Genomic DNA, 13,238 nt, shown 5'->3' on the forward strand with positions numbered 1-13,238 from the left:
TGCTGGCCAACCGTGGGGATATTCAATCGTCGGCGTTATCTTTGAGAAAAGCCCGCATTTCGCGGCGTTCGCGCCGTTTCTGGATGACGGTGCGTATGATGATCACGGCAAAGAACAGGACAACGATGCTGGTTGACATCGGAAAGGCGACCGGGATGCCGATGATGAAGACAATTGCCCCCAGAAGGCCGCCACCGATCATTGCCGCCATTCCGCCAAGCAAAGCGATGGCGAAAACGGCGGCGATAATGATGGAGGCAATCTTGTTCATGACGGATCAGACAGGGCGAAAATCAATCAGTTATTCCGGCTGGTAAGCTGTTTGGTGGTGACATCAACGCGGTGTGCCAGAACACGGATCAACTGGACGGCAACCGCCTGGTCCTGTCGGACAAGGCCAAGGAACTCGTTTTTATCGAGTTTCAGGACTGTCATTTCCTCGACCGCGCGAATGGTTGCGGAACGCGGCGCATCGACCAGAAGGGCGATTTCACCAATGACTTCCTTGGGTTCGACATCGCGAAGCTTGATGGTCTGGGCTTCCTCGGTCGTCAGCCAGATTTCGCCCCGACCGGAAATCACGATATAGGCCGCATCCCCCGGATCACCCTGTTTGACCAGTACCTCGCCACGTTTGAAGGTCAGGCGCGGGCTGGTAAAGGCCAGCAGCTTGATCACGCTCGGGTCAAGACCGGCAAACAGCGGAATGGTCCGAAGCAACCGGACTTCTTCCTCGATGCTGCCATCGCTTGTATCGGGTGCGGCTTCGGCTGCTTCTTCCTCGGCCTCTTCGGCGGTGGCGTCGTCGATTGCATGGCTCTGGCGTTTGACGATCTTGCCGTTCGCCATGTGCAGATAAGTCCCGAAACGCTGACTGTCGGTGTCATCGCCATCGACCCAGATAACGCTGCGATGCTCGGCCTGTCCGGTCAGCCAGGCGATGACCTGTTCGCGTGTTTCACGGTCCAGTGCCGAAAGGGCTTCGTCCACGACCATCAGGTCGGGATTTTTGATCAGGGCACGGACCAGCGCAATTTTCTGGCGCAGGCTTTGCGAAACGCGGCTGCCACCAACACCGACCTGGCTTTCAAGGCCGAGTGCGACAAGCGCCTCGTAAAGGCCGCCTTCATGGGCGATTTCAAACAGTACTTCGCCGACGCGTTCTTCGGAATTTGCACGGCCATAGGCAAAACGACCGAACAGAAGGTTATCGATGACCGGGGCGGCGGCGGCATATTCATCGACCTTGAAGAAATCGATCATTTCAGCGAGATCGTCGGGCAGATTGCCGTAGAATTTCGGTCGTGCTTTCAAAACCAGTTGGCGGAATTCGTCATCAATCACGCGCAAACGATGGCGTGCCGGGGTCAGGTTCATGGCGACGTCAAGGAGCTTCAGCTTATCCTCGGCACGCATATCCTTGATCGCGACCCCGTCGGTCCGTTTCAGCATGTTTTTGACCTCGGGCAGTTCGTCGGCCGAGATAAAGCTGTAACGGTCAAAGAATTCGTGTCCGGGCGGCAGGCCGGTAAACAGTTCGATCATCAGATCAAGCGTATCGCGACCGATGCTGATCATGACTTCGTAAAGCCCGGTTTCGCGCAGGGTTTCCTGCATATAGGGATGCGACAGGAATGCCGTGCGTTCGAAATCGGATCGGGCCGGGGCACCAAAAAGAATGTTTACACCGACCGGCGCGTTGTCGTTGTAAAGGTCAATGTCATAGGGTTCGACCAGATCAGACAGGCCGCGTTCCGCAAGAATTTCCTTCAGTTTCGGGCGCGCAACCAGAACGGCCTCGACCAGATCGGGGCGTTCCTTCGGATCAATGCGGCGTTGCAGACCGATGCGGTAAATGTCGCGATCAAGCTGAACAACTTCGAGCAGGCGCATCAGTTCGGCCTTCAATTCATCAATCGAATTGAAGCCGGGCCCGACATAGTCGATCCATTCCGCTGCCGGGTCATAGGGGATATTTCCCGAACGCTTGATTTCGTCGTACATCTCGTCGGTCAGACGCCATGGCAGATCGGCCGGGTCGGCAAGTTCGACATTATCGACGAATTTCGGCAATGGCAGTTTCAGGTTTTCCGAGCCGTCATCGCCGTCATCTGATCGGGAGGCAAGGATCGGGCGATGTTTCAGCCCGTAAAACAGGTTGTCGGCGATGGTACCATTAAACAGATAGGCGTCATTGCCGATATAGGCCAGGCGTTGCCCCAGTGTCGATGCCGGAAGGTCTTCGGCGTTGCGGTCATTAAACTGAATGCGGCCACCGGTCGGTGTCAGCAACCGGGCGATCAGGCGGGCGAGTTGTGACTTTCCGCTATCGGCCGAGCCCGTCAGAAGGGCCGTCCCCGGCAGTGCCATGTTGAAGGACACATTTTCAACAACCCGGGTGCCGTCATCATCAACCCACGACAGGGCCGCGACATCCAGCGGTCCGGGCAGGTGTTCGGATTTCGGCGCGATCAGTTCGTGTTCACGGCCAAGATCGGGCAGTTCAAACTGTTCATGAAGCTGTTCGTATTTGATCCGGGCATCGGCAAGGCGCTGGTAATATGCCAGAAGCTCTTTCCAGGGGGCGGACATATCCTTGTAGGCGGCAAGGGCTGCGACCAGCGCACCGAAGCTGAGATCCCCCATGATCACCAGATAGCCACCGATGGAATAGAAGAAGAACGGCGTGATCTGGGCGATGAAGTTGTTCAGGAACTTGATAAAGAATTTGCGGAAATAGATTTCCTTGCGGATTTCAAAAATCCGGCCCATCCGCTGTGTGAAATGGGTAAGTTCGTATCCTTGGGTCTCGTGGGCGCGGATATCGGTCGCACCGGCGACGACTTCGCCGATATGTTCGGACATCCGGCGCACATTCTGCACGCGCTGTTTGCCAAGCTGGTTTACGCGACGTTGCAGTTTCGGGATCAGGTAGCCTTGCAACGGATAAAACGAAATCGCGGCCAGCCCCATCAACGGGTCCTGGATAAAGATAAAGGCCGTGATCGTGACCAGAATACCGCCCTGATACAGCGGCAGCGAAAACGCTTCGCCAAAGAAACCGCCAAGCGGTTCTGCTTCGGCGGTGATCATTGAAACGATTTCGCCCTGGCTGGTTTTCCGGAAATGCGGCAGCGGAAAACGCAGAACCCGTTCAAACAGGGTATAGCGCAACCGGCGCAAAAGCCGTTCGGACATCACGCCGACATAGACGTTGATGAAATATTTGAACCCGCCATTGATGAAAACCAGCGCAAGGAAAATACCAGACAGGGTGAACAGGTATTCGATCTGGTTCAGTTCGATCCCGAGAACGTCATAAGGTTCGCCTGCGCCACCGATCGCCTCGTTGACGATCAGTTTCGGCAAATCCAGCGAGTAATACAGAAAAGGAAAGGAGATCATCGTGACCAGTGTCAGGATGATCTGCTGCATACTGCTGTGGCGCCAGATATAGGCAAAAACCGACTTCGGCATTCACGGGTCCCATATTTTTGTCGGAACGCGCGTTATCGCATGTTCCTATTGCTCGTTTGGCGCAAAATGTACCCGGCCTGTAAGGCGTTAGCCAAGCTCGAAACTTTGACCGGGCTCGATAAATCCGCAGAAGCCGTCAGAAACCGCATCGGGCCTCGGATAGGCCTGATAGTGATAGAGCCACATTTTGGCTTTGATATCGGCGGGCAGGGTCACAAGTTGTTCGTAATGTGCATGAACGCCGGAATGGCGGGGGCCAAGTTCGCAATCCTGAAAGATGATATCTGCTTTTTGGTACAACGGCATATGGGCATCAGGATTGAAAATCGCATCTGTCGTCAGGAAAAAGCTTTGTTTTTTTCCATGTCCGAAAAGCGCATAGGACAGCATGGTGTTTTGCGCGGTAACGACATGTTCAACCGGGATGACATCGAAATGCACACCCTGCCAGTCAAATCCCGTGGCGGGGCTGAGTTCCTTGATGTCGAAATAGGATGACAGGCTGCTATTGCCCGTATCACTGATTTGCAGGCCGCCGCGCAGGCTGTGTTCCCAAAGCGGTTCGATCAGGTCGTGAACCGCAAGCAGTTTGACCCGGTGGCCTTCGAAAATGAAATAATTGGCAAGCGCCATCCATTCGAGACCGCCAATATGGTCCGAATGCAGGTGGCTGATATAGACAGCATCAAAGTCATTGGGCATATGACCCAGATTGCGCAACGAGTGCCGCGCATCTGAACCGCAGTCAATCAACATGCGCGCCGGTTGGTCACTGCCGGGCTGAACTGCTTCCAGAACCATGTTGCTCTGGAAATTGTCAGCCGCCATGCAGAATGCCGAACCTGTCCCCGCAAAAGTAAGCTTCATTCCCCGATCTCCCGACATTTTGCCGAAAGATTAGACGAGGTTTGGGGCAAAGAACCACCCCCTTTGATAGAGAAATGCTAATTTTCCCGATAAAAGCCGCGGGATGACCCGTCGTTCAGCAAGATATTATGCGCTATTCGCCGGGTTGGCGAACCGTGTCGACGTCTTTTTTGCCATCGGCAAGCCGGGTGACTTCGGCGCGCAATTCCCGCAGTTCTGCAAGGATTTCATGGTGATCAAGACCAAGTTCGCTGCGAGTCTGCGTTTCTTCGACGTCAACATGGGTCGCCATCGCATCGACGACAATGGCGATGAACAGGTTGAGGACGGCAAAAGTCGTAACCAGGATGAAAGGCACAAAAAACATCCACGCCAGTGGATAGATTTCCATAACCGGGCGGACGATTCCCATTGACCAGCTTTCCAGCGTCATGATCTGGAACAGGGAATAAAGCGATGCGCCGATTGTGCCAAACCAGTCGGGGAAACCCGATCCGAACAGCTTGGTTGCCATGACGGACGAAACGTAAAATACTAGCGACAGCAGGGTCAGAACCGAAACCATGCCGGGGATGGCTTTCATCAGGGCTTCGACGACTTTACGCATCGACGATACGGTCGAGATCAGCCGGAAGGCACGCAGGATGCGAAGCGCACGCAGGACCGATACACCCTGTCCCATCGGCAGCAGGGTGATGGCAACAATCGTGAAATCAAAGATGTTCCAGGAACGCCTGAAAAAGCCCAGTCGATATACGGCAAGTTTCATCAGAAGTTCGACAACGAAAATCGCAACCGCGATCTGATCAAGCAGATGCAGGATCGATCCGGCAGCATTCATAACAGTCGGGGATGTTTCAAGTCCGAGAATAACGGCATTGATCGCAATCACGGCCGTGATGAAATTCTGGAACTTTGAAGATTCGACAATCCGGCGCAGCTTTTCCATTAGGCCCTCCCGGCGGGTGCCGGTTCAAAAGGCGCAGCGACCGGGGTTTTCACCGACGGGCGGGACAGCGCCGGAAAGAAAACACAAACAGGGCGCAGGTCAGACGTGCTGATGACTGCGCCCTGCGAAATCAGTTCAGGCCGTGACGGCCCATATCGAGGAATTTGTCACGACGACGTGCCTTCAGCACACCGCCTTCGACATTGTCCATCGATTCAAGTGCCTTGATGATGGCATCGCCAACGCGTTTGCAGGCATCAACGGGTGAACGCTGTGCGCCGCCAAGCGGTTCGGTGATGATTTCATCAATGACGCCAAGCTGGTGCAGATCCTGTGCCGTCAGGCGCAGTGCATCAGCAGCGGTTTTGGCTTCGTCACCCGAACGCCACAGGATCGAGGCGCAGCCTTCCGGCGAAATGACGGAATAGATCGAATTTTCAAGCATCATGACGGTGTTGGCAACGGCAAGTGCAATCGCCCCGCCAGAACCACCTTCGCCGATGATGATCGAAATCAGCGGCACCTTGATATCAAGGCAGGCTTCGATCGACCGTGCAATGGCTTCGGACTGGCCACGTGCCTCGGCGTCGGCACCCGGGAAGGCACCGGCGGTATCGACCAGCGTCACAACCGGAATTCCGAAACGTTCGGCCATCCGCATCAGGCGGATCGACTTGCGATAGCCTTCGGGTTTGGCCATGCCGAAATTGTGTTTCACACGCGATTCAGTATCGCGGCCTTTTTCGTGGCCGATCACCATCACGCTACGCCCTTGCAGGCGCGCCAGGCCACCAATGATGGCCTCGTCCTCGCCAAACAGGCGGTCGCCGGCAAGCGGGGTGAAACCCTCGAACAGGTGGGCGACATAGTCGGTGAAATGCGGCCGGTCGGGATGACGGGCGACCTGTGTTTTCTGCCACGGGGTCAGCTTGCCATAGGTGCTTTGCAGCAGCTTGGTCAGCTTGTCCTGCAGGCGCGCAACCTCGTCGGCGATGTTGACTTCATCATTGCCGGTCAGGTGGCGCAATTCTTCGATCTTGCCTTCGAGTTCGGCGATCGGCTTTTCAAAATCCAGAAAGTTATGCATCAGGGCATCATATCCGGCTGGGAAACAATGAGGCGGAACATAGTAGATCACCCCGTCACGTCAAGGGTTGAGGTCCGATACGCATATAAATTCCATCGATACACGGGTTATATCGTATATTTCATCCTGCACAGTGACAGTTTTGCATACGGAAATCCATGACATCCAGTATCGAGATCACATCGCCCCGCGATCCAGCCCTTGTTCCGTTCGACCGGCTTGTTGAAATCCTGCTGGCCGCCTTTGCCTTTCAGGACGATATCGTCGATCCGCCAAGTTCGGCAAAATCGGTCAATATTGCCGAACTTCAATGGCGGTTTGCCCGTGATACGCTGTTTCTGGCGCATGATTCAGCAGGCCGTGTTATCGGTCAGGTCTGGGTCGAGGATGTCGGTAAGGACGCCTATCTTTATAAATTGTCGGTCGATCCGTCCATTCAGGGTGGTGGCATCGGCAAGGCGCTGGTCGAGGCTGCCTGCGCCCATGCCGGAAGTGCGGGCAAGGAAAACATGCGACTTCATGTTCGGGTCGAACTGACTGGCAATATTGCCTTTTTCAAATCGCGCGGTTTTGAAATCGCCGGTGAAGGCGTTCATGATGGATATGATCGCACGACATTCTGGAAAATGGCGCGGCCCTTACAGTTGGCAAAAACGGCCTGATCACACCGGTAATCAGGCGACGTCTGTTTGGGGTTTGATTGCATAATAGGGCACGTGGCTTTCGCCCCAATCCTTTAGCGCAAGGATGATCTGGCGAAGCGTTTCGCCCTTTGCGGTCATGCTATATTCCACGCGTGGCGGGACTTCGGCATAGACTTCGCGATGGATCAGGCCGTCGGCCTCCAGCTCGCGCAGTTGGCGGGTCAGCATACGTTGTGTGACACCGGGCATCAGACGGTGCAATTCATTGAACCGCTTGGTGCCGTCGAGCAGGTGAAACAGGACGACACCCTTCCACTTGCCACCAATCACATCAAGCGTACCTTCGACCGGGCAGCCGGGGCTGCGATTCGGTGGGCAATTGAATGTCGTTGCCATTCATTTATTCCTCAAAATCCGCAGAAAACGTCAATAGTATACAAATTGACACTAGTGGCTTGAATTGTGCGTACTTACGTTTGTCGGTATTATGCGTTAGATCTTGGGCATTCGCAAATCAAACCTTTTCACAAAGGATGCCGACAATGAAAGCTATCGGACTTTATAAAGCTGCCCCCGTCGAGACGGACGGGTTGTTTAGTGAAATTGATATGGAAGTTCCAAAGGCCGAAGGCCGGGATATTCTGGTTCGGGTCAAAGGTGTTGCCGTCAACCCGGTTGATTTCAAGGTGCGTCGTGGCAAGGCGGATGACGGCAATTTCAAAATCCTTGGCTGGGACGCGGCTGGTGTCGTTGAAGCTGTTGGCGCGGATGTCACCCTGTTTCGTCCGGGCGACGAGGTCTGGTATGCCGGGGATGTTACCCGGTCGGGCAGCAATACCCAGTTCCAGCTTGTCGATGAACGCATCGTTGCGCCAAAACCCAAGTCGCTTGGCTTTGCTGATGCGGCGGCATTGCCATTGACTGCGATTACGGCATGGGAAGCCCTGTTTGACCGTATGATGATTGATCGCAATGCCAAGGATGCCAATGCGGGTAAGACACTTCTGGTGATTGGCGGTGCAGGCGGGGTTGGATCGATTGCGATTCAGCTTGGCAAACTGGCCGGTTTGACCGTTATCGCGACCGCATCGCGCCCGGAAACCATCGACTGGGTCAAAGATCTTGGTGCCGATCAGGTGATCAATCATCGCAACCCGTTGAATGACGAGCTGAAGGCAATTGGCATTACCCATGTCGATTACATTCTGTGCACGTCGGAAACCGATCAGTATTTCGATGTCATGGCCGAAATCATCACCCCGCAAGGCCGGATCGCGACGATTACCGAAGCCAAGGAAAACCATAATATCGATCTGCTGAAGGCAAAATCGGCCAGCTTTTCCTACGAGTTCATGTTTACCCGTTCGATGTTCCAGACCCCCGACATGATCGAGCAGCACAAGCTGCTGTCGATCGTTGCTGATCTGATTGATGCCGGAACCCTTAAAAATACTGCCAATGAAAGCTTTGGGGCCTTAACACCCGAAAGCCTGCGCAAGGCGCATGCGTTGCTGGAATCCGGCAAGGCGATTGGCAAGATCACGTTTGACGGTTTGGGCGCATAACGGCCACGGCCCTGTTGATCAAACAAACGAAGGCCGCCCCGCTTGAATGCGGGGTGGCCTTTTTCATGTACCTTGCGACCTGTTTTGATCGCTATTGGGTCTGTTTTACCAATGTGATCAGTCTGTCACGCAGCCAACGGTGCATGGGGTGGGTGGTGGTCCGATCATGCCAGACCATTGCCATGTCAAACCCGGTTACCGGCAGGGGTGGTGCAAATTGCTGCAGTCGGTCTTCCCGGTTCAGGGCAAGGCGACCGGGCACAAGCGCGATCATGTTGCTGTGTGCGACAATTTCCGGGACAACCAGAAAACCGGGGGCGGAAAGCATGACCCGTCGTGTTTGCCCCAATGTGCTGAGGGCTTCGTCGGCAGGCCCATAAAAGCCGCCGCCCCGGGGCGACACGATCACATGATCGAGTTGGCAGAATGTTTCAATATCAAGACCATTACTAATGGCAGGATGGTCGACCCGGGCAATCGTGACATATTCCTCGCGATAGATTTTGCGCATGCGCAGGGTTTCCGGGGCTGTTTCCGGCGTGGTCAGGGCAAGACCGACATCCCCGCGGATCATCTGTGTTTCGAGGTTTGCCGTATCAATCGTGCGCCATGCCACCCGGATGCCCGGTGCTTCGGCGCGCAGAACATCAAGCAGCGGCATCAGCACCGAATACTGGACATAGTCACTGGCCGCAATGGCGATGGTTGCCGTGATGGATGATGGATCAAACCGGCTGTTTTGCAGAACGACCTGACGGACGCCTTCAAGGGCGGCATGCAGGGGTTCCTGTAATTCAAGCGCGTGTTCGGTCGGGATCATGCCGCGCTGGGAGGGCAGCAATAACGGATCGCCCAGTTGATCACGCAGACGGGTCAACCGCGTTGAGAGGGCCGGTTGGCTGATGCCAAGGCGCTGGGCCGCGCGTGTCACATTGCGTTCGACAAGCAGCGTATCAAGGGTGACCAGGAGATTGAGATCAAGCTTGTTGACATCCATTTGATTTATACCAAAACAAAAATTTTTGAATTTCAAAGATACCACATGCCGGGTCCATGATCACGCATCGAACATGATCCATAGGAAAAGGACTGGTATCATGCCCAATATTCTGATCGTTCATGCCCATCCCGAACCCAAATCGTTGACCAGCGCGTTGAAAGACGTTGCTGTTGAATACCTGCGCGAGCAGGGGCACGAGGTTAAAGTCAGTGATCTTTATGCAATGAAGTGGAAGGCCGTCGCCGATGAGGCGGATTTTACCGAACCGAAAGATCCGGACCGGCTGATCTATGTAGCCGAATCCAAGCATGCCTATGCCGGTGGCACCCAAAGTGCGGACATCGCCGCCGAGCAGGAAAAGCTTTTATGGGCTGATGCGGTTCTGTTGAGCTTTCCGATGTGGTGGTTCGGGATGCCCGCCATCATGAAAGGCTGGTTTGACCGGGTGTTTGCTTATGGCTTTGCCTATGGCGTGGGGGAGCATAATGACAAGCACTGGGGAGACCGGTATGGCGAGGGAACCCTTGCCGGGCGGCGCGCGATGGTGATTGTGCCGATTGGCGGCCGTGCACCGCATTACAGTGAACGTGGCGTGAATGGCAGTCTTGAAGACATTCTTTGGCCGATCCATCACGGGGGTTTGTTTTATCCGGGGATGGATATCATGCCGCCATTCGCGGTTTATCACACTGACCGGATGGATGAGGCCGGATGGCATGATGCGGTGAAGGATTTAAAGCAGCGCCTGCAGGGCCTGTTTACCGATGCGCGGATCCCCTATCGCGCGCAAAATGGCGGTCACTATGACGCGCAACAGCGCCTTAAGCCCGGATTGGGACAGGGGGCGGGCGGCACGGGCATGCATCTGGTGCAATCTGGTGATCCGGAAGAAATCCTGCGCGGGACGGTCCGGCGTCTGGCATCGTGATCATAATGTATCAAAGGGCCGAGGCAGCGTGTTCGGCCCTTTGATCAATCTTGTCTGGCTTTGGGCCTAACCCGCGTCGCGTGCGGCAATCGCTTCGGCCTGCCGGACCATGACTTCGGCCTGTTTGATCGATGCGATATCGATCAAACGACCATCAAGTGCGACGGCACCGGCACCTTCGGCCTGTGCCTTGGCCATGGCTTCAAGGATGCGTTTGGCTTTGGTGACTTCGGCCTCGGACGGGGAATAGACATCGTTGGCAAGGGTGATCTGGCTGGGATGGATGGCCCATTTGCCTTCGCAGCCCAGAACCATGGCGCGCGCGGCCTGTGCACGATAGCCATCCGGATCGGAAAAGTCGCCAAACGGGCCATCAATCGGGCGCAGACCATTGGCGCGTGCGGCCACCACCATGCGGGCAATGGCGTAGTGCCACATATCGCCCCAGTGATAATCGCGCGGATTATCGCCATCCTTGTCGGTCAGCACACCATAATGCGGGTTAGGTCCACCGATGCCGGTCGTCATTGCCTTGGTCGAGGCGGCGTAATCGGCAACCCCGAAATGCAGGCTTTCATTGCGTTTGGATGCGCCTGCAATTTCGTGGATATTCTGCATGCCAAGGGCGGTTTCAATGATCAGTTCGAACCCGATGCGTTTTTTGCGGCCCTTGGCGGCCTCGATCTGGGTTGCCATCATATCAAGGGCATAGACATCGGCGGCCGTGCCGACCTTGGGGATCATGATCAGGTCAAGCCGGTCACCGGCCTGTTCGAGCACATCGACGACATCACGATACATATAATGTGTATCAAGGCCGTTGATGCGGACCGAAAGCACCTTGTCGCCCCAGTCGATATCGTTGATCGCGGCAATGATGTTCTTGCGCGCCTGTTCCTTGTCGCTTGGCGCGACGGCGTCCTCAAGATCAAGGAAGATGGCATCGGCCTTTGATCTGGCGGCCTTTTCAAACAGTTCGATGCGGCTGCCCGGAACGGCCAGTTCGGACCGGTTCAGACGTGCTGGTGCCGGGGTCGGTGTGGTGAAGCTCATGGTAACGTCTCTCCAAAGCCTGTCATTCTGGAAGGATCGGCCTGTTTGTGTTTGGGCCAAGCTTCCGGCGTTAAATGATTTTGTCCCGTTTTCGGGATCGTACCGTGGCCGCCGTGACAGAATTCTGCGCCTGCGATCATTGTGCGCCGCAGTGAGATAGAGCGAATTTGATCCAATTTATGGTGCGTATGCTAACAGATGCAAGCCATTTTGCGCACACGACCATTGTCTGATGCCTATCGGAAGGCAACACCGAAACGGGTCTTTGCGGCTGAATTAGAAAAAACGCAGAAACACGGCATAAAGCAATGGCCCCTTAAGCATGCAGTGGTTAGATTACCGGCGATATTGCGGATCGGGCCTGCCCGATACCGTATCCTTGGGGGAATTTCAGGCAGAACCAAACGGCCCATGCGTCGCGCTTATTCCATTCTTGTTTCGGCCGGGCTGGCACCCTTTCTGATATTGGGGGCCTGTCTTGTGCTTGCGCTGTCACCCGGACTGGTTCCGGGTGAACTGGCGGGGCTTGTGCGATACGGGCCGTTCATCCTTGCGGTGCTTGGCGGTGCAATCGGGTGGTGGTTTAACCGCGGGCGGGCGGTTTTCGTCATGATCCTGCTTTTGGTCTGCTACTGGCTGCTGGTGTGGAATGGTGGCGGTTTTTCCGCCGATGGCCTTGCCTTCATGCGCATTGCGACGCTTTATCTGATCCCGGTCAATCTGCTGGTGCTCGGTTTTACCAAGGAACGCGGCGTTCTTAATCCGCGCGGAATTGCCCGGATGCTGGTGCTGGGATTGCAGCTTTTTGTCATGCTGATGCTGGCTGGCAAGGCCGATGTTGGCGCGGCGCTTTATCAGGTACTTAATTACCGGCTGGTCGACACCGGAACCTTTATGGCCGATATGCCGCAGCCCGCACTGATTCTGGCGGTTGTTTCGGTCGGTATTCTGCTTGCGCTGCATCGGCCGCTTGAAACCAGCTTTGCCGCCGCGATCATTGCCATTGCGGTGGCGACCGTTATGGGCCCGGGTTTCATCAAGTTCGGTTATCTGGCGGCGACGGGTGTGGTTCTGGCCGGGTTGGCGCAGGAAGCGTGGCGGATGGCGTTTGTTGATGATCTGACCGGTTTGCCCGGTCGTCGGGCATTAGGCCATGCCTTGGCCGAACTTGGCAGCCAGTATGCGATTGCCATGCTCGACGTCGATCATTTCAAGAAATTCAACGATACCTATGGTCATGATGTCGGCGATATCGTGTTACGCAAGGTTTCGCGCGAACTGGCACGCGTTGGCGGCGGGGGAAAAGCCTTCCGTTATGGTGGCGAGGAATTCACCGTTGTCTTTGCCGGGCGGAGTGCGGAGAAAACCCACGAACCGCTGGAAGCCCTTCGCAAGCGGATTGCCGCAACCAAAATTGCCCTGCCCGACAAAAACAAGACCGTTTCGGTCACCATCTCGGTCGGTCTTTCGGAACGGGATGAGGATACTGATGATCCCTGGGCGGTGCTGAAGCAGGCGGATGAAAAACTTTATGCCGCCAAACAGGCCGGGCGTAACCGGGTTGTGGTTTAGGAGGGCAACGGCCCGGCGTTGCTGTTCTTTGCAGAAGATGTGCATTACCAGTTGAAAATAGAACTATATTTTAGGTTTTATTTTTCTTTTTTGAAT

12 protein-coding genes are annotated in these 13,238 nt (G+C 55.3%); 4 read left to right on the top strand and 8 right to left on the bottom strand.

Annotated features, from left to right (window positions below):
* Positions 1 to 22 precede the first annotated feature (22 nt).
* The 5 genes from J7395_RS08750 to J7395_RS08770 form a co-directional block, all read right to left on the bottom strand.
* Complete coding sequence (locus J7395_RS08750; protein WP_209221226.1) at positions 23 to 271, bottom strand: hypothetical protein; 249 nt, start codon at positions 269 to 271, stop codon at positions 23 to 25.
* Positions 272 to 297: 26 nt separating this feature from the next.
* Complete coding sequence (locus J7395_RS08755) at positions 298 to 3,477, bottom strand: ABC transporter transmembrane domain-containing protein (protein WP_062958652.1); 3,180 nt, start codon at positions 3,475 to 3,477, stop codon at positions 298 to 300.
* Between the two features lie 87 nt (positions 3,478 to 3,564).
* Positions 3,565 to 4,344 carry an MBL fold metallo-hydrolase gene (locus J7395_RS08760; protein ID WP_114111765.1) on the bottom strand — a complete coding sequence of 260 codons (780 nt, stop codon included), beginning with the start codon at positions 4,342 to 4,344 and terminating at the stop codon, positions 3,565 to 3,567.
* Positions 4,345 to 4,477: 133 nt separating this feature from the next.
* A complete protein-coding gene (locus tag J7395_RS08765; RefSeq protein ID WP_062949496.1) occupies positions 4,478 to 5,293 on the bottom strand; it encodes an ion transporter in 816 nt (271 codons plus the stop codon).
* Positions 5,294 to 5,423: 130 nt separating this feature from the next.
* On the bottom strand, positions 5,424 to 6,380 hold the full coding sequence (locus tag J7395_RS08770; RefSeq protein ID WP_114111766.1) for an acetyl-CoA carboxylase carboxyltransferase subunit alpha: 957 nt from the start codon (positions 6,378 to 6,380) through the stop codon (positions 5,424 to 5,426).
* 158 nt (positions 6,381 to 6,538) lie between these two features.
* Here J7395_RS08770 and J7395_RS08775 point away from each other — a divergent pair, with 158 nt between their 5' ends.
* Positions 6,539 to 7,042 carry a GNAT family N-acetyltransferase gene (locus J7395_RS08775; protein WP_209221227.1) on the top strand — a complete coding sequence of 168 codons (504 nt, stop codon included), beginning with the start codon at positions 6,539 to 6,541 and terminating at the stop codon, positions 7,040 to 7,042.
* Between the two features lie 12 nt (positions 7,043 to 7,054).
* Here the strand turns inward: J7395_RS08775 and J7395_RS08780 are convergent, their stop codons facing one another.
* A complete protein-coding gene (locus J7395_RS08780; protein ID WP_062949491.1) occupies positions 7,055 to 7,420 on the bottom strand; it encodes a helix-turn-helix domain-containing protein in 366 nt (121 codons plus the stop codon).
* Between the two features lie 146 nt (positions 7,421 to 7,566).
* Here J7395_RS08780 and J7395_RS08785 point away from each other — a divergent pair, with 146 nt between their 5' ends.
* Positions 7,567 to 8,589 carry a zinc-binding alcohol dehydrogenase family protein gene (locus J7395_RS08785; protein ID WP_209221228.1) on the top strand — a complete coding sequence of 341 codons (1,023 nt, stop codon included), beginning with the start codon at positions 7,567 to 7,569 and terminating at the stop codon, positions 8,587 to 8,589.
* 91 nt (positions 8,590 to 8,680) lie between these two features.
* On the opposite strand, the gene J7395_RS08790 is transcribed toward J7395_RS08785, so the two are convergent.
* On the bottom strand, positions 8,681 to 9,586 hold the full coding sequence (locus J7395_RS08790; protein ID WP_209221229.1) for a LysR family transcriptional regulator: 906 nt from the start codon (positions 9,584 to 9,586) through the stop codon (positions 8,681 to 8,683).
* A 100-nt stretch (positions 9,587 to 9,686) separates the two neighbouring features.
* Between J7395_RS08790 and J7395_RS08795 the strand changes: the two genes are divergently transcribed.
* Entirely contained in the window at positions 9,687 to 10,517 is an 831-nt protein-coding gene (locus J7395_RS08795) for an NAD(P)H-dependent oxidoreductase (protein ID WP_209221230.1), read from the top strand.
* A gap of 66 nt (positions 10,518 to 10,583) precedes the next feature.
* Here the strand turns inward: J7395_RS08795 and J7395_RS08800 are convergent, their stop codons facing one another.
* Positions 10,584 to 11,570, bottom strand: coding sequence for a CoA ester lyase (locus tag J7395_RS08800; RefSeq protein ID WP_209221231.1), 987 nt, complete (start codon positions 11,568 to 11,570; stop codon positions 10,584 to 10,586).
* Positions 11,571 to 11,981: 411 nt separating this feature from the next.
* Here J7395_RS08800 and J7395_RS08805 point away from each other — a divergent pair, with 411 nt between their 5' ends.
* A complete protein-coding gene (locus tag J7395_RS08805; protein ID WP_209221232.1) occupies positions 11,982 to 13,142 on the top strand; it encodes a GGDEF domain-containing protein in 1,161 nt (386 codons plus the stop codon).
* Positions 13,143 to 13,238 lie beyond the last annotated feature (96 nt).

The sequence above is a fragment of the Thalassospira sp. A3_1 genome, from assembly GCF_017744215.1.
GTDB lineage: Bacteria > Pseudomonadota > Alphaproteobacteria > Rhodospirillales > Thalassospiraceae > Thalassospira > Thalassospira lucentensis_A.

Excerpts from the sequence above, each read along its gene's own strand:
- J7395_RS08750 (WP_209221226.1), bottom strand. The coding sequence starts at position 271 with ATGAACAAGATTGCCTCCATCATTATCGCCGCCGTTTTCGCCATCGCT.
- J7395_RS08755 (WP_062958652.1), bottom strand. The coding sequence starts at position 3,477 with ATGCCGAAGTCGGTTTTTGCCTATATCTGGCGCCACAGCAGTATGCAG.
- J7395_RS08760 (WP_114111765.1), bottom strand. The coding sequence starts at position 4,344 with ATGAAGCTTACTTTTGCGGGGACAGGTTCGGCATTCTGCATGGCGGCT.
- J7395_RS08765 (WP_062949496.1), bottom strand. The coding sequence starts at position 5,293 with ATGGAAAAGCTGCGCCGGATTGTCGAATCTTCAAAGTTCCAGAATTTC.
- J7395_RS08770 (WP_114111766.1), bottom strand. The coding sequence starts at position 6,380 with ATGCATAACTTTCTGGATTTTGAAAAGCCGATCGCCGAACTCGAAGGC.
- J7395_RS08775 (WP_209221227.1), top strand. The coding sequence starts at position 6,539 with ATGACATCCAGTATCGAGATCACATCGCCCCGCGATCCAGCCCTTGTT.
- J7395_RS08780 (WP_062949491.1), bottom strand. The coding sequence starts at position 7,420 with ATGGCAACGACATTCAATTGCCCACCGAATCGCAGCCCCGGCTGCCCG.
- J7395_RS08785 (WP_209221228.1), top strand. The coding sequence starts at position 7,567 with ATGAAAGCTATCGGACTTTATAAAGCTGCCCCCGTCGAGACGGACGGG.
- J7395_RS08790 (WP_209221229.1), bottom strand. The coding sequence starts at position 9,586 with ATGGATGTCAACAAGCTTGATCTCAATCTCCTGGTCACCCTTGATACG.
- J7395_RS08795 (WP_209221230.1), top strand. The coding sequence starts at position 9,687 with ATGCCCAATATTCTGATCGTTCATGCCCATCCCGAACCCAAATCGTTG.
- J7395_RS08800 (WP_209221231.1), bottom strand. The coding sequence starts at position 11,570 with ATGAGCTTCACCACACCGACCCCGGCACCAGCACGTCTGAACCGGTCC.
- J7395_RS08805 (WP_209221232.1), top strand. The coding sequence starts at position 11,982 with ATGCGTCGCGCTTATTCCATTCTTGTTTCGGCCGGGCTGGCACCCTTT.